At 28.0% G+C, this 17,099-nt stretch carries 15 protein-coding genes; 9 read left to right on the top strand and 6 right to left on the bottom strand.

Going from position 1 to position 17,099, the window contains the following annotated elements:
* Positions 1-13 precede the first annotated feature (13 nt).
* From V3255_RS03090 to V3255_RS03080, 3 genes are all read right to left on the bottom strand, one after another.
* Complete coding sequence (locus tag V3255_RS03090) at positions 14-1,681, bottom strand: LppA-related lipoprotein (RefSeq protein WP_333503812.1); 1,668 nt, start codon at positions 1,679-1,681, stop codon at positions 14-16.
* 66 nt (positions 1,682-1,747) lie between these two features.
* On the bottom strand, positions 1,748-2,179 hold the full coding sequence (gene msrB, locus V3255_RS03085; RefSeq protein WP_277446629.1) for a peptide-methionine (R)-S-oxide reductase MsrB: 432 nt from the start codon (positions 2,177-2,179) through the stop codon (positions 1,748-1,750).
* Between the two features lie 935 nt (positions 2,180-3,114).
* On the bottom strand, positions 3,115-5,712 hold the full coding sequence (locus V3255_RS03080; protein WP_333503811.1) for an MAG2960 family serine endopeptidase lipoprotein: 2,598 nt from the start codon (positions 5,710-5,712) through the stop codon (positions 3,115-3,117).
* A gap of 221 nt (positions 5,713-5,933) precedes the next feature.
* Here V3255_RS03080 and V3255_RS03075 point away from each other — a divergent pair, with 221 nt between their 5' ends.
* The 9 genes from V3255_RS03075 to V3255_RS03035 all read left to right on the top strand — a co-directional run bounded on the left by V3255_RS03075 (position 5,934) and on the right by V3255_RS03035 (position 14,190).
* Positions 5,934-7,181 carry a DDE-type integrase/transposase/recombinase gene (locus V3255_RS03075; RefSeq protein ID WP_303437772.1) on the top strand — a complete coding sequence of 416 codons (1,248 nt, stop codon included), beginning with the start codon at positions 5,934-5,936 and terminating at the stop codon, positions 7,179-7,181.
* A gap of 289 nt (positions 7,182-7,470) precedes the next feature.
* Positions 7,471-8,151: a DNA repair protein RecO gene (gene recO / locus V3255_RS03070; RefSeq protein WP_337896369.1), complete on the top strand. Its 681-nt coding sequence runs from the start codon at positions 7,471-7,473 to the stop codon at positions 8,149-8,151.
* A gap of 27 nt (positions 8,152-8,178) precedes the next feature.
* Positions 8,179-8,739 carry a 16S rRNA (guanine(966)-N(2))-methyltransferase RsmD gene (gene rsmD, locus V3255_RS03065; RefSeq protein ID WP_258824840.1) on the top strand — a complete coding sequence of 187 codons (561 nt, stop codon included), beginning with the start codon at positions 8,179-8,181 and terminating at the stop codon, positions 8,737-8,739.
* Positions 8,720-9,313 (top strand): guanylate kinase, encoded by a 594-nt coding sequence (gene gmk / locus V3255_RS03060; RefSeq protein WP_333503677.1) that lies wholly within the window; start codon positions 8,720-8,722, stop codon positions 9,311-9,313. Before rsmD ends, gmk begins: the two co-directional genes overlap by 20 nt.
* Complete coding sequence (gene rsgA, locus V3255_RS03055) at positions 9,314-10,171, top strand: ribosome small subunit-dependent GTPase A (protein WP_337898841.1); 858 nt, start codon at positions 9,314-9,316, stop codon at positions 10,169-10,171.
* Entirely contained in the window at positions 10,152-10,802 is a 651-nt protein-coding gene (locus tag V3255_RS03050) for a ribulose-phosphate 3-epimerase (RefSeq protein WP_277446635.1), read from the top strand. Before rsgA ends, V3255_RS03050 begins: the two co-directional genes overlap by 20 nt.
* A 149-nt stretch (positions 10,803-10,951) precedes the next feature.
* A complete protein-coding gene (gene eno / locus V3255_RS03045) occupies positions 10,952-12,301 on the top strand; it encodes a phosphopyruvate hydratase (protein ID WP_333503678.1) in 1,350 nt (449 codons plus the stop codon).
* 22 nt (positions 12,302-12,323) lie between these two features.
* On the top strand, positions 12,324-13,565 hold the full coding sequence (serS, locus tag V3255_RS03040; RefSeq protein ID WP_333503679.1) for a serine--tRNA ligase: 1,242 nt from the start codon (positions 12,324-12,326) through the stop codon (positions 13,563-13,565).
* Positions 13,566-13,653: 88 nt separating this feature from the next.
* Positions 13,654-14,190: a DJ-1/PfpI family protein gene (locus V3255_RS03035; RefSeq protein ID WP_252263012.1), complete on the top strand. Its 537-nt coding sequence runs from the start codon at positions 13,654-13,656 to the stop codon at positions 14,188-14,190.
* Positions 14,191-14,797: 607 nt separating this feature from the next.
* Here the strand turns inward: V3255_RS03035 and V3255_RS03030 are convergent.
* The 3 genes from V3255_RS03030 to V3255_RS03020 are packed head-to-tail and all read right to left on the bottom strand — an operon-like array spanning position 14,798 to position 16,959.
* Positions 14,798-15,604, bottom strand: coding sequence for an alpha/beta hydrolase (locus V3255_RS03030; RefSeq protein WP_337896981.1), 807 nt, complete (start codon positions 15,602-15,604; stop codon positions 14,798-14,800).
* Positions 15,605-15,610: 6 nt separating this feature from the next.
* On the bottom strand, positions 15,611-16,609 hold the full coding sequence (locus V3255_RS03025) for a lipoate--protein ligase (RefSeq protein WP_333503682.1): 999 nt from the start codon (positions 16,607-16,609) through the stop codon (positions 15,611-15,613).
* Between the two features lie 14 nt (positions 16,610-16,623).
* Positions 16,624-16,959: a hypothetical protein gene (locus tag V3255_RS03020; RefSeq protein ID WP_333503683.1), complete on the bottom strand. Its 336-nt coding sequence runs from the start codon at positions 16,957-16,959 to the stop codon at positions 16,624-16,626.
* Between the last annotated feature and the right edge of the window lie 140 nt (positions 16,960-17,099).

Raw genomic sequence — 17,099 nt, 5'->3', positions numbered from 1 at the left:
ACTTGAAATTTTTTTAATTAATTTCAAGAACACCACTAATTTTGTGAATTTTTTCCTTACCATGGAAAAATTCACCATTAGGGGTCAAAATTTGATTGTTAATTAGTAAAACTGTTTTTAAATTTAAGATTCAAGTTATTTTTTTACCATTTCTTTCTAAAGTCAAATTATCTATTAATTGTTTGACAATTAAATTTGCAGATTGAATTTGCGGGAAAAACAATCATCCATCATGCTGAACTTCAGATAATTTAATCCACTTATTATTAATTTCGGCATTAACTCTTATATATAAGTGGTCTAATAAATGTTTTAAAAATGTGCCTTTACTAAACTCGGAATTTAAATCTTTTTCTAATAATGTTTTTTTAACATCATTTTTTAAAACATCAATTTCTAAAGTATTTTTTGATAATTCGATTTGGTAAATATTGTCTGAATTTTTAGCTAAACCTGAAAATTCAAGACTTTTATTATTTGGTAAAAACGTTTTTATCTCAGTATCTTTATCTATTTTTCAAATTTGTAAATTAAGTCTTAATTTTCCATTTTCATCATCAGGTTGAGCGCTAACAACATCAAATCCATATTTTTCCTTTTCATCATCGCTAATTTCAGGGCTAAATTCGGCAAAAGTATCTTTAAGTCCAACCCCAAAATTTCGATCATTTAAAACATGACCAATTTGATTAAAAAACGGGTTGGAAATGACATCATTGTTGGAGTTTAGCAAAGAAAAAGCTAAAAATGATGGGAAAATGTTTTTAAAATTATCAGGTAATTTCTTGCCTATTAAATTTATTTTCGATGCCTCTTCTTGTTTATAAAAAAGACTGACTGTTTTTGACGATTTAATTGTTTCATTATCTTTAAGATACAAAAATAAAAGCACGTTATTTATAGGTTTTTCTTGGTTTGAAGCGCCTGTGGAAGCAACAACAGCGTTAGAAAAATCTAATTTAATCGAATACTTATCGTTCAAATTTTGGATTGGGTCAATAAAATTTACATAAGAAAAATTTTTATATTCATCGCTTTTACCTTTACCGATTATTGTTAGGGGGTATAAATCTTGCATGCTTTTTGTAATGCGAAATGAACTAGGTAAAGTTGAAAGATAACCTTTTAATTGAGCTAATTGGACATCAGTTTCTTTTCCATCCTTTTTTGGGTCAAAAGGTTCGGGAATAATTTTTTCTTCATCGCTCGGTTTTTGCGGTGTAAAAGATGGAATTTTGGGCTGTTCTGAGCCCTTTTTATCATCTGTTATTTTAATTACACCTGGTTTTTCTTCAATCTCATCAGGGATTTCTATAACAGCGGGTGGCAAATCAGGTTTTTGACTAATGCCTGGATTCTTTTTTTCTTCTTGAGTTTTATCCTTATCAATTTGGGTTTCTCTATCAATTCCTGGATTTGATGGATTCGATGGTTTTTGACCTGGATTTGATGGGTTTTGACCAGGTGTTGATGGATTTTGACCTGGAGTTGAAGGATTTTGACCTGGATTTGATGGTTGAGATGGTTGCTCTTGTTTAGGCGGTGCAGCAATTTTTTGTGAATCATCAATATCTTTACTTATTTTATCAGGTAAATTTGACTCAACTGAACAACTTGATAAAAATAAAAAAATTACTGAAAAAAATAAAAAGTTTAATTTTGATTTTCTTAGTAATTTCATAATTTAAAATTTTACAATATTAATTATTAAAAGTAATAATTTTTCTTATTTTGTTTTAAATAAAATTTAGTCAAAGTATTTTAAAAGGTGCTCTAGATTATTATTTTTTAATTCATTTTTAGGAATAAATTTAAGGGCAGCTGAATTAATACAGTAACGTCTTCCTCCTTGTTCTTTAGGTCCATCATTAAAAACGTGCCCTAAATGGGAATCAGCATTTTTTGAGCGAACTTCAACTCTAGTCATTGAGTGGCTAAAATCAAGAACTTCAACAACTGAGTCCTCGTTTAAAGGTTTTCAAAAGGATGGTCAACCGGATCCTGAATTATATTTAGTTGAAGACAAAAAAAGCGGAGTTCCGTCGATAATATCAACATAAACACCTTCTTCGTAATTATCGTTATAAAGATTATCAAAAGGTGGTTCTGTAAAATTTTCTTGTGTAACTTTGTATTGTAATTCGTTCAAATGATCAAGTTTTTTCTTGTTATTTTCCATGTTTTCTCCAAAATAAAGTTTAATTTATAAATTATACCATTTTTAAAATTATTTTTTAAAAAATTCATTTAATATTATGAATTTGAATTTATTTAAAATATGAAAAATAGCACTTTTTTATTAAAATTTTTAAAAAAAGTATCATTTTAACCCAGATTAGCAAAAATGCAAAGACTTTTATCAACAAAAAAATTTATAACAATAATAAAATTGGATCAAAAACCGGATTCAACCATCTAACCTTGAGTTTCCCAGTTTGATGGAAAAATTCGCTTTTTAGTGAATATAAATATGCAAAAATACCGCTAAATCCGTGTTTTTTGAGGCTAAAATCTTAATTTTTATTATTTTGGAATTAACCTTTGTAAAAAAACAAAAAAAAAAAAAAATACTTGGTCTAAAAAAAAATTTCTGCTATAATTAAACTCACTTAAGAATAAATTAATAAATTTTTGAGATTAGAATTAAGGGGGACTTGATTATGTTTTTTGTCATAAAAAAAACATCAAATGCGAATTATCCATTATATTTTTAGATATGATGGGATGTCTTAAATTTAACCGTTTAGAAATCTTCAAATTTATGGCTTTTAATTATTGCTCTTTCAAAACTTCATATATTTTTTTAGGCTCAATGTAAGAAAAACGAGTTTTCTATTTACATTGAGTTTAAATAGTTGTTGTATTTTTTATGATTTTTGTCAGTGTTTTAAACTAAAAAAGTAGTTTAAAATTTCATGTTTTGCTTTTTTAGTTTGCTTTATTTGATTAATAAGTAGATTTTTCATTCGTGATGGTCAGATTTAAAATTAAGTGTTTTTGCTCAAAATACTAGGCCAAATTTGCCAAATTGCCCGCGAATTTTGCCAAAAATGCAAAATAAAATATCTAAAAAAGCCAAAAACTGCTAATCCTAAAAATTAGCTAAGATAATTTTTAGGATTTTGGATTAATTTTAACTGTATATAAGCCGTCTTTTTGTAATTTTTTCTTAAAATCCTCGCGAATATTGCCGTTAAATCCATCAAGATAAGTAGATTGACCCTCCATTAATGAAATTGCATTTGAAAAAGTGTTGTTTTCTGAGTCAGTCGAATACGAATAATTTATACCAATTAAATTAAAACCTGAATCAATAGCCATCGATCCCGAAGATCCAGGCCCAAGTGCGTCTAATTTATTTTCAGAATTTACTTTTGTATATAAATTTGAATGCTGATTTAAAACCTTTTTTAGCATTCCGTGTTTTAAATTGGCAAGAAATGGTTTTTGGTAGTTTTTTCACTTTTCATGTTTAGCATTTCAGTCTTTATTTTCGGCATCATTATAAGGAACTCAAAGACCATGAAAAAGACTATCATTAATTACACGTGATCGGGTGTTGATTATTCCGCCTGTTGATTTATTAGACTTAAAATTTACACCTTTTTCTCAATCACCATTTTCATTATCGCTAGTTGCAACTGGATATCCGCCATAAAATTGTGTTTTTATCGGACTAAATTTTTCATTTTGACCTAGACCAATATGTCAGTCTTTCTCAGTACCAGAGTCAATCGCTTTTTTTAATTCAGGTAAAACATGCTCTAAATCAGTTTTTTTAATTTTCAGTCTTAAAATAACAAAGTCTGAACCGCCGTTTTTGGTTGTTCCAACTCGGGTGGCTTCATTATAATTATCTAAATATTTAAGACCCACATCGACATCATGGCCCATTATTCCCTCAACCTTATAGCGTGGAGTGTAATATGGAGCACTTAAATAGCTCTCATAAGCATCAAAAACTGGGTATTCTTTAATTTTCTGGTATGTATTTTCGTATTTATTGCCTGAAATTAAATGGTCTGAACGCGCTGCGGTAAAAAAAGGCTTTAATTTATTGCCTTTTTTTGCATCTTCTTCAGAAACAAATTCATAGTTTTGGTTAACAAAGCCAGCATTTCACTTTTTTGATTTTTCATTTTGGTTATCTAGGTCAAAAAAATACATGCTTTTGTCAAAAATTTGTGGCATATTCCAAACATGAATGTTTGTTCCAACTAAAAGTTCATAACTATCAGAATTAGCGTCATTATTTGTTATTCTATCTAAAACTCAGGCGGTGCCGTATTCTTTAAAAGCTTCAGTGCCGTATCTATTTCCAAAAAATTGATCTTGATAATATTTAAATCCATAAATTCCAAGACTAAATGAGCGATCATAAATGAACTTTTCATAGTCAATATCTTTTTTTAAATTAGAATTAACCTGATTTGATTTTCAAATTTGTTTTTTTCCTTCACCGCTTTCAAACAAAATACTAATTTCACCTTTTTTGTCATCGAAATTGGCGCTAACTTTTTTTAAATTATGAATTTTAAAAATTTTGCCAATTTCATCGATTTTCATGTAATAAAATAACTGACTTAAATTAGAAGGTAAAAAACCAAAAGGATTTTTCTTTACAATTTCTGTCAAATTTTCAGAATTACTTAGTGCCCCAGAAGATTCAACTTCAGAAAACTTTGGAAGATATACTTGTTCAGCCATTCCATTATAGGAAATACCACGGTTATAAAACATTAATTTTTCATCGTTGTTTCTACCAAAATCGCCGTAATGACCAACATTTTTTGCTAATTCTCAGAATCTTTTATTTCTATTTGGGTCATTTGGATCAAGAAAATTAATTGGCTGATTATTTTCGCCATTGTACAAAAAAGTGTATAAATTATGCACTCCAGTTTGATATTTTGGTGTATTTTGAATAATTTGCAACACTGAATGATTTAGTAAAAAATCTTTGCCAAAATAATGATCATCTTTAAAATATTCAGGATTTTGTGATTCACTGTAAATTTTATTTGTGTATTTTAACTTTGGAGTTGCTTCAAAAAGTGGATTATAAATTTTTGTATTGTAATTTACAGTTTGAAATTGACTTAAATTTACATTATTAATAGGGGAATTATTAGTCGGAACATTATTGATTTTCGGGCTAAAATTATTTATAATTTGTGATTTTGGTTTTTCTTGGGGCTTAATAATTCTGGTAATTTTAGGTTTATCAGAGCTAGGCGGTTTTAAAATTTTTTCTATTTTAGTTTTAGAAAAATTAGGTTGTGGATTAGGTTTTTCTTCAACTTTTTTTGGCTCTTCTTCTTTAATTGGATTTTGAATTTTATCTAAATTTGGTTCTGGTTTTTTGTCTTTTGCTTTTAAAAACGAAGTAAAAACAAACTCTTTTGGTATTGAAAGTTGCTTTTTAGTATCAACGAGCAAAACATTAACTCTTAACGAATTTTGCTCAAAATTTTTATTTAAACTCAATTTTTGCAAATTGTATTTTTCGCTGTCATATTCAAAATTAATGTTTTTCCAATCAACATCATCAAGACTGGTTTGGTGCTGGTTTTCAATTTTTGCATGAATTTTAGGACTAATTTGTTTTTTTGAGTCCAATTTATCGCTGTTTACATTGCATGCTGAAAATAAAATTATTGATAATGACCCAAAAAACAGATTAGAAAAAATAAGTTTACTAAGCTTTTTCATAAACCAAACCGCTTTGTTTTTTACAAACTTAAATTCAAATCTTATACATTTTTATTAAGTTTTGCTGATTAAATTATAGCACAAAAAAGACTAATTTTTAAGCTAAACCATTTGTGTAATTGCGAATTTTGAAACATTATCAAAAAAAAAAAAAAAATGAATAAAAAAAAATGATAAATTAGTATACTAGTTTCAGACCATTCGAAAAAAGGTGTGTCAAAATGAAACAATACAAATTCACAATTGAAGACAAATTTAGATACATAAAAATTGCCGAATCTAAAGGGTTAAAAAACGCAATTTTGCATTTTGCTGAAGAATTTAGAGAAATTTACAAAAGCAAATCGAAAAGCAAAAAAGCGGATAAAGAATGAATGCTGCATATATATGCTAATAATTTGATAAGAAATTGGCAAAAAAAGTTTTATAATAATGATATGAAAAGTTTGATAAGTGTTCGCGGGAAAATCAAATCACCGCGCAAACCAAAGAAGAAATATACAATTAACGATCTTTCTGAAAATGATCGTGAAGTTTATCAAGAAATAATGGAGAATGTTCTTAGAAGATACGGGATTGACCCCGCAATTGTTCTTGAGGAGCTTAAAAAGCGAAAACAAGAACAAGAAAAAGATAAAGGTAAAATCGAAAATTGCACTAGAATTTGTAGTGTTTTTAACATTAATCGCACTTCGATTTATGAAAAGATAAGGGTGAAAAAACCACCAAAGAAAATGATTTATGATGAAAAGTTACTTGAGTGAATTCGTGAAAATTTCAATTTAAATCGAAAAGTTAAAGGGCGCGACGTTCTATATAATATTTACATAAATCAGGGAAATTATGTAAGCACGTACGTGTTTCAAAAACATTACGAATTTTTAGGATTAAAATCTCTAGCTTATAAAAAGCAAGGAAAACCAGCACCAAAAGAGAAAAAGTTTACGCGAATTTGGACTGAAGATCATATAAAAGGTGACTTTTCCTCAGAAAATTTTGGCGAAAAATGGTTTGCTGATATTAAATTTATCAAAATTAACAACGAATGATTTTACCTACACTCAATTATTGAAACAAAATCCAATTACCTGCTAAATTTTTCAGTTTCTAAAACAAGATTTTCAGAAGAAACTATAAACTTAGTAAAAGAAACAATTAAAAAGTATAATATTAAACCAAAATTTTTCCATTCAGATCATGGTGTGGAATATGCAAACTACAAATTTGCTAATTTTTTAAAACAAAACAATATCCAACAATCAATGTCCCCAAAAGGTTATGCCCTTGCAAACCGGCCTATTGAATATTTTTATGCAGTTTTTCAGCGAGAATTGCTTAATATTGAGGGCGAAAATTTTGAAAATGTGCCTACCGCTTATCAAAAAATAAGTTCATTTATTGATTGGTATAACTATGAAAGGCCTCAAAGTTGCTTATCATATAAAACTCCAAGTTATTATATGAGGTAAATTATTTGTCCAAATTTTTAAAATGAACATGCTAGAAAAAATTAACAAAAGTGGAGCAATCAAAATCATAGAAAAAAACTAATTGTCTGAGATTTTTCTACTTATTTATGAATAAAAAAAATGACAAATCAATAAAAAAAAAAAAAAATTAATTTGTGGTATAATTATATTTATAATCAAAATATTTTAGAAATTCATTTTTCACTTAAAAATTAAATTTCATTTTGATAGAATTAACTAATTTTAGATCTTCAAACCTAAACACCATACAATAAGTTTTAATGAAAAAATGGCTGAAAAAATCATTAAAGGGATAGTTGTCGAAAGATTTAACTTTAGAGACTTTGATTTAATAGTTAAATTAGTAACAAATTTTGGGATTCTTAAAATGGTCGCCCTCGGCGTACGTCGTCCAACTAGCAAAAATATTTATATATTAAATCCCGGCTGCTTTGGTGAGTTTGAGATTTTTTTGGCCAAAAATCCTAATAAATTATCTAAACTAAAAAAAGGTGAATGCCTTGTTCGCTTGGATTTAACTAATGAAAATATTTATAAGTTTTGAAAAGTAATTTATCAATTTACTGATGAAAATAACTATGATTCTAAAATTTTCAGTATTTTTCAAAGTGCCTTTTCCAAAATAAACGAAGAAAATGTAGACGCAATAATAGTATATGTAATTATCAACTGAATTAAAATTAACGGTTGAATTGGCAATTTAACTAGTTGTAAAGTTTGCAAAACCAATAAAAGGCTTGTAAATTTTGATTTTTATGGCGGAATGGAATGCGTTTATCATCGCACTTTAAAACCTTTTTTTAGATTTAATGTCAAGGAATTGGAAATTTTGTATTGAGCCAATTTTTCGCTTGATGAATATTTAGAAAAAATCAATTTTGACCATGTTTATTCTATTTTTGAAATTTTAAAGATGTTTTTAAAAAAAAATTCATATATTATTTTTTAAATTTTTGGTATAATTTTATAAATATTTATGATTAGAATAATTTCTGGTAATTATAGGCGTGCTGTAATAAAAAATCCTGAATTTTCAGTAGTTAGGCCTATGTCCGATCGTTGTCGTGAGTCAATTTTTTCACAGTTACAATTTGAAATTCCAAATTCAAAAGTTTTAGATTTGTTTGCTGGAACAGGTGCAATCGGTCTTGAAGCCTCTTCGCGTGGGGCAAAAAAAGTTGTAGCTTCAGAATTAAATCAGCAGGCATACCAAAATATTGTTGATTTTTGTAGAAAATATAACGTAAAAAAATACGAAATATTTAATAAAAATGCAATATTTTTGCTTAACGATCTTAGTGGACAAAAGTTTGACTTTATTTTTTTGGATCCACCACACGCTGAAGAAGAAATTACCAAGAAATGTTTTTTAAAAATTGCAAAAAATAATTTATTAGAAGAATCTGGAATTATAATTTACAAAACTAATTTAGGTTCTAAATTAATTCCCAAATTTTTTTCAATTGAAAAAACAAAAAAATATGCTAAAAATACTGTTTTTTTTCTAAGATTTAATAATGAAGCAAAAGATGAATAAACTAATTGTAATTTCCGGTCCTTCAGGTGTTGGCAAAGGGACAATTGAGTCAATTTTATTAAAAAACAAAAAATTGCCTATAAAACTTGCAATTTCTGCAACAACCAGGCAAAAGCGAGCTAATGAAATTGACGGTGTGAGTTATTTTTTTTTAGACCACGAAACTTTTAAAGAAAAAATCAAAAATAATGAATTTATTGAGTGAAGTTGTCATCTTGATAACTATTATGGAACTTTGGAGTCACAAATTCAATATATTCAAGATCAAAATTTCATTCCCTTATTAGAAATTGACACAAATGGTGCTAAAAATATTATTGAAAACTATAAGAAAAATAACCAATTAGATAAAATTTTAACCATTTTTATTTTGCCTCCCTCGCTTGAAGTTCTAAAAAGTAGAATCAAAAATAGACTAACAGAGACATCAAGTCAAATTGATCTTCGACTTAAAAAGGCTGAATCTGAAATTAAAATTAAGGATTTATTCAAGTTTCAAGTTGTAAATGACAATTTAGAACAATGTGTTGATGAAATTGAAAAAATTATAACAACAGAAATAAAAGAGCTGTAGATGAAGGGACAAATTGTTAGAGTTATAGCGGGTTTTTATGATGTTTTTGAACCATCAACTCAAAAACTCTATCCACTTTTGAGAGGGTCTGGATCACTTAGACAAAAACAAATATCTCCTTTAGTTGGAGATTTTGTTGAGTTTGACCCTAGTGGATTTATTAAAGAAATTCTTCCAAGAAAAAACTGACTAAAACGTCCAAAAGTTGCTAATATTGACCAGGCACTTATTTTCGTTTCCCTAAAAGAGCCTAATTTTTCGCCTTTATTACTTGACACTTTTTTGTTAATGATTGAATTTAAAAATATTAGTCCAATTTTGATAGTTACCAAAGTTGATCTTGAACCAGATTATAAAAATTTGTTGCTTGATTATCAAAAAATGGGATATTCTATTTTCTTTATTAATAACAATAAAAAAAAAATTCCTAGCGATTTGCAAGAAAAACTTAAGAATAAACTTAATTTTGTTATCGGGCAAAGTGGAGTTGGGAAAACAAGTTTTATTAACAATTTGTTTGGCACACAATTCCAAGTTCAGGAAATTTCTTTTTCATTAAATCGCGGAAAACACACAACACGAGTTGTCCAAATTATAAGAAAAGGAGACTTTCAGATAGTAGATACGCCCGGATTTTCTAGTTTTAATTATGACGAAATTCCCAAAGATCAAATTAAAAGCTCATTTGAAATTTTTCGCCAGTTTTTGCCTAAATGCAAATTTAGAACATGCTTTCATTTTCATGAGCAAATTGAAAACTGCGCAGTAAAAAATGCTGTAAAAGACGGCATAATTTCAGAAACTAGGTATAAAAATTATCTCTATCTTTTAGAAAAATATGAAAAAAAAGATTATTAGTCCCTCACTTTTGAATGTTAGTAAAAATAACCGTCTAAAATTAGTTAGAACCTTTTTGAATCTTGGAATAAAATGATTCCATTTTGATTTTATGGACGGCAAATTCGTTGAAAATACAGCAATTTCTGTTTCAGAAATTAAAAAAATTGTCACTAAGTCAAAAAAGTTTATTTCTGATGCTCACTTAATGTCAGTTGATCCTGAAAGTCAAATTGAAGAACTAATTGGCTATGTTGATTTTGTCACAATCCATTTTGAAAGTAAAAATTATGACGAAATTCATAGGATAATTTTAAAATATTCTGAAAAAATTAAGATAGGACTTGCAATAAAACCTTCGACCAAAATTGAAGAAATTTTAGACTTTCTACCCAAAATTGATCTGATTTTGGTAATGTCAGTTGAACCTGGAAAAGGTGGTCAGGATTTTATCCAAGAAACATATCAAAAAATTAGTAACCTAGCAAAAATAATTCGTGAGTCAAATTACAACATTTTAATCCAAGTTGACGGTGGAATTAAAGATTACAATGCAAAAAAAGTCTTTGAATCAGGGGCTGATGTGATTGTTGTAGGAACTTTTCTTGCTCAAAAACCAAATAAAACAAAAATCCAAAAGTTATTAAATTAACACTAAAATAACAAGCAAAAATTACTATTTAAGAATTTGTTAAATTCATAGTTTGTGATATAATTTTTAGCATGTTATTATTTTCAATCTTTACTTATAAATAATACATTCAATAAATTTAAACTATATATACAAATTCGAGGTGTTTTATGTCAAAAATTACAAGAATTTTTGCAAGAGAAATTCTTGATTCACGGGGAAACCCAACAATTCAAGTTGAGGTTCACACCCAAGCGGGCGGTTTTGGCTCTGCAATTGTTCCATCAGGAGCTTCAACTGGATCAAGAGAAGCGCTTGAATTACGTGATTCAAATACAGAATATGCTTATAATTGATTCGGTCAAAAAGGTGTAATGACCGCAGTTAATAATGTAAATAATATTATTGGTCCTGAAATTATTGGTATTTGTGTTAAAAATCAAAGACTTATTGATCAAAAAATGATCGATTTAGACGGAACTCCAAATAAAGAAAGACTTGGTGCAAATGCAATTTTAGGTGTTTCTTTAGCTGTTGCAAAAGCAGCCGCAAGTGAGTTAAGACTTCCACTTTTCCGTTATTTAGGTGGTCCAAACCCAACTTTAATGCCAGTTCCAATGCTTAACGTGATAAACGGAGGTGAGCATGCTTCAAATACACTTGATTTTCAAGAGTTTATGATTATGCCACTCGGTTTTTCAACATTTAGAAAAGCTTTGCAAGCATCAAATAAAGTATTTCACACTTTAGCAAAACTTCTTAAAAAATCAGGATTTGGAACTCAAGTTGGTGATGAAGGTGGATTTGCCCCTAATTTAAGTTCTCACGAACACGCACTTGATTTCTTAGTTGAAGCAATCAAGGAAGCAGGATTTAATCCGGCTGTTGATGGTGAAAATGCTATTGCAATTTCAATCGATGCCGCTGCTAGTGAATTTTATGATGGTCAAAAATATGTCTTTAAAAAATTAAAAGCTGCTTCTGCTGATCAAGAAAATCACCAAAAATATGAATTTACATCAGAAGAATTGCTTGATTATTACAGACAACTTTTTGATAAATATCCAATAATTTCAGTTGAAGATGGTTTTGCTGAATCAGATTGAGACGGATTTATTGCTTTTACCAAAAGATTTGGACAAACACACCAAATTGTTGGTGATGACTTAACCGTTACAAATGTAAAAATTTTAAAAGAAGCTATCAAAACAAAAGCAATTAATTCCATTTTAATTAAATTAAATCAAATTGGAACACTAACTGAAACACTTGATGCAATTCAACTTGCACAAAAATCAGGACTCACCGCAGTTATTTCACACCGTTCTGGTGAATCTGAAGATACTACAATTTCTGATCTTGCAATCGCAGTTTCATCTGGTCAAATCAAAACAGGATCACTTTCAAGAACTGACCGAATTGCCAAATATAATCGACTTCTAGTAATTGAAGAGTTTTTAGACACATATTCAAAAAGTGAATATACTGGAAGAGACGTTTTTTACAATTTAAAAAAATAATCTAAAAAAAATAATTTAAAATATGGATATTCGTTTAATTTTAAACAACAAATCTTTTGTTGAAAAAAAATTATCAGACCGTGGTTTTGATATTTCTATAATTGCGGACTTGTATGAAAAAGCCCAAAAACGTAACTTTTTGCGTCAAGAAATTGATGAATTACTAGCGGAAAAAAATAAAGCTAGCAAACAAATAGGCCTTTTTGTCCGCGAAAATAAAGACTCTGAAGATTTGAAAAACCAAGTAAGTCAAATTAAAGACAAACTTGCAAATTTAGAAACAGAATGACAAGAACTTGATAACTGAGTTAGTCAAAAAATTCTTGAAGTGCCAAATCTTCCTGATGATTCAGTTCCTTTTGGAAATTCTGAACTTGATAATCAAGTAATTTATCACTGAGGACAGCCAAAAAAAATTGATCCTAAAATCAAGCCTCACTATGAATTTGGTAAATCTAAAGATATTTTAGATTTTAAACGAGCTGTAAAAATTTCAGGAAATCGCTTTGTAATTTATAAAAATTTAGCGGCTAAATTAGTTCGGGCTTTGATAAATTTTATGATTGACACTCATGTAAATTCAGGTTATCAGGAAATTGTTCCAAATACTTTAGTTCTTGAAAATTCGCTATATGGAACAGGTCAACTTCCGAAATTTTCAGAAGATTTGTATTCTTTAAAAAATTCTGATCTTTGACTAATTCCGACAGCTGAAGTTCCTTTGACAAATTATTACCAAGACGAAATTATTGACTTAGAAAAACCAATTTCGCTTGTTGGTTATAGCAAATGTTATCGATCTGAGGCCGGAAGTGGTGGAAAAGACACAAGAGGTTTGATCCGACTTCATGAATTTCACAAAGTTGAACTTGTTAAAATAACAAATGAAACTGATGGAATGAAAGAATTTGACAATGTTGTTCAAGATGCGGCTAAAATTTTGAAACTACTAAATATTCCTTATCGAGCCGTGCTTTTGTGTACTGGTGATCTTGGATTTTCAAGTAAAAAAACTATTGATTTAGAAGCATGACTTCCATCAGAACAGACGTACCGTGAAGTTTCATCAATTAGTTATTGTGGTGATTTTCAAGCTAGAAGAGCAAAAATTCGCTACCGTGATGAAAAAAATAACGTTTATGCACACACAATTAACGGATCTGGCCTTGCAATTGATAGAATTGTCGCGATTTTACTCGAACAGAATCAAAACCCTGATGGTAGTTGAACAATACCAGAAGTTTTAAAACCTTATTTTAATTAGATTTATACATAAATTTTTAATGAATAAAATTGTACCATAGATTTTTTATGGTACAATTTTATTTTATTTAATTAAATAAGGAGTAATAATGAAAAAATTATTGGTAGTTTTACTTGATAAATTTCAGGATATCGAGTTTACAACTTTTCTTTCTTTGATAAAAAAGGCCGATTTATACGATAAAATTGAATTTTATAATCCTGAAAACAAAATAGTAACAGGCCAATTTGGAGTTGTTCAAATTGAGACCAAAAATCATTGAAAATCTGATGATTTTGATGCAATTTTTATACCAGGCGGAGTTGCAGCGCAATATCTTCGAACTTGTGAGCCAGCAATAAAATTAATTAATGAATTTTTTGCCCAAAACAAGCATGTTTTTGCAATTTGTGATGCGCCAAATGCTATTTTTGAGCGTAATTTAGCGCCAAATTATCAATTTAGTTCATACCCTGATGAAACAAATTCAGACATACCAACAAGAAAAAACGATTTAGTTACAGTTGATAAAAATTATATTTCAGCTAGAAATGCCTCATCTTCAGCTGAATTTGCATTTAAAGTTATTGAAAAATTAGCTTCAAAAGAAATTGCTGAAAAAATAAGAGCCGGATTTCAAGCTTAAATTTCTAGAATTTCCCAGTTTGATGAGATAATCTTAAAAAGTACCCGGTTTTGGGCTCTTTTTAACTTTTTTGGCAAGCTCAAGAAAAAATAACTATCAAACCAAAAACACTAAGTTTAAAACCTAACAAAAAAATACAACTACTATTTAAACTCAATGCAAATAGAAAACTCGTTTTTATTTGCAGCGAGCCTAAAAAACATATGAAGTTTTGAAAGAACAATAACTAAAAGCCCTAAATTTGAAGATTTCTAAACAGTTAAATTTAAGGCATTCCATCATATTTAAAAATATAATGGATAATTCACATTATCTGATTTTTTTTATGGCAAAAACATCCTTAATCCCTCCCTAATTCAATATCAAAATTTATTAATTCATTCTTAGTGAGTGTAATTATAACATAATTTTTTCTTAGGTCAAACATTTTTTTTTTTTTTTTGCAAAAGCTTAATTTCAAAACTATAAAAATTAAGATTTTACGTTAAAAAACCCGGATTTACGGGTATTTTTGTGTATTTATAGTCATTAAAAAGTGAATTTTTGCCAACAAATAGCGAAACTCGGGAAAAGAAATTGCTGAAAAAATGAGAGAGGGATTTTAGGCTTAAATTTCTAGAATTTTTTCAATTTGAGCATTAATTTCGTCACTTCTTTCAAAGAAAACTGCATGGCCAGTTTGTTCAAATTTTATAAGTTTTTTATTAAAATTTTCACTAATTTTGCGAAGACTTTCTAATGGCACAAAATTATCTTCAACACCAGCAATTAAAAAATAATTATTATTTTGTTGGTAAAGCGGTAACAATTCGGTTTTCAGTCATTCCAAGTTAAGGATTTCTTCAAAAACAATCTTTTTAAAAATTTCTCTTTTTTTTGTGACATTTTCAAAAAAATTAATAGCATTTTTTGCTAAATTTTTCATATAACTAAATTTATCAGTAAAAACTAAATGTTCAAGACTATCTTTTGCAGATTCAATGTCTTGAGGTAAGAGTCAATTTCCTATTTTTTCAGCTTCACTTTGCAAATTTTTCTCTAAAATAAAAGGATTGAGTGGAGCAACTAAAATTGCTTTTTTTGCTAAATTTTCACTTAAAATATAAAGCGCTATAGCTCCACCAAGTGAGTGACCGATTACAATTTGGATATTTAAATTGAGCTTTTTAATGAAACTAGCTGCAATTTTCTGATAATTTTTAACATTAATTTCATTATTATTAGTGCTTTGACCACAACCGGGAAAATCAAATGAAACAATGTCATAGTTACGATTTTGTTTATTTTTAAGTTGAAAAATGAAATTATGACTTGAATTAAAACCGTGTAAAAATAGTATTTTTTGCTTTCCAGTTTCTTCTAAAAAATAAAAAATATCCTCATTTTCAACAGTAATTTTAGAATGAACTATCATTAATAATTAGCTTCCAAAAATTGTATCCAAAATTTCATTAAGAGGAATTGCACCAAAATATTCATCAAGATTTGTAATTTGTAGAAGTTGTGATTCTAAAATTGATCTAGTGAATTCCTTATTTTCTAAAATTTCTTGAATATCTTCAACTGATCTTTGAGATAAAAAATCACCTTCAAACTTTATTTTAACAATGTGATTTTTCTCAATATTTGCAAGCACTCTTAAAGTTCCGCCGCTAGTTCGAGCTATATTTTCATAGCTAAAATAAGGATTTGAGCCAAAAACTCATTCTCTTGACTGTCTTAAGGTTTGAACTTCTTGAAAATCTTTTTGAAATGTCATCTCATCTTGAAAATAAGTCTCAACATCTTGTGCTTTTGTTTGATATTTATTTTCAAAAAATGTGATTAGTCTTGAAATAAATTCAGAATCTTCCATTTGTTCTTCAATTTCATGCAAAATATTTGTTACTCGTTGACGTATTGATTTTATTCCTTTAGACTCAATTTTTAATCGATTTGGTTTTAAAACTTGTCCTAATTTTGCCAAATTAGCATTGAATAGAATTGTTCCGTGATGAACAATTCTATCTTTGTAAATTATTTGAGCATTTCCTGAAACTTTTGCGCCATTAACTATGAGATCATTTCTGCCTTTGAATTCAGCATCCAAACCAAAAGATTTAAAAAATTCTATAATCGGTGTCAAGAATTTTTGATAACTGTGATTCTGTTTTTTAGTTATAAATGAAAAATTAATGTTTCCTAAATCGTGATAAACAGCTCCACCTCCAGAAAGTCGACGGTAAATTTCAATTCTCTGCTTTTCAACTTCGTCAAGCTTAATTTCCTCGTAAATATTTTGATTTTTACCGATAATTATTGCATTATTATGCTGGTAAAAATATAAAATATCGTCCTGATTCTGGTCATCTTTTAGAATTAGCTCCTCACAAACTAACGTGTAAAATGGGCTTGTTTTTTTAGTAGTATAAATCTTCATATTTCCTCCATATTTTAGTTATGTTCTAAATCAAAAGTTGTAATTAATTTGAATTTTGATTTAAAATCATCAAGATTTTCTGCTAATTGTAAGTTTTCTAAATTAAAAAGTGTTATTTTTTCATAGTCTCAACGAAGCGCATACTTGTTTTTTGATAAAAAGTAGATTAAATTTTCAACAAACCAAAAAAAATATTCTGAATTGTAATCGATTGTTTTATCAAGACCTTCAATTGAAATTTCTAATTTCCGAAAGGAATAGCTTAAAATTCGAAAATTAAATACAAATCTTTCGTTTATAGTACATTTCTTTTGAGCTGAGTTTTGTTTCTTGTTAAATGAAACTGACATATAAAAAATCCTTAAATTATATAAAGTCTATTTTTTATTTTATTTTATTATAATTTATAATTATAAACTATTTAAGTATACTTTTATTTTTAAAAATTAAATTTAAAAATTATAAAGGATTTTTTTTGAAAATCTTGGAG

Origin of the sequence: Mesomycoplasma ovipneumoniae, assembly GCF_038095975.1 — a bacterium.
Taxonomy (GTDB): domain Bacteria; phylum Bacillota_I; class Bacilli_A; order Mycoplasmatales; family Metamycoplasmataceae; genus Mesomycoplasma; species Mesomycoplasma ovipneumoniae_C.
Note: the sequence above shows the minus strand (reverse complement) of the source record. Positions and strands in the feature narration are given on the sequence as shown.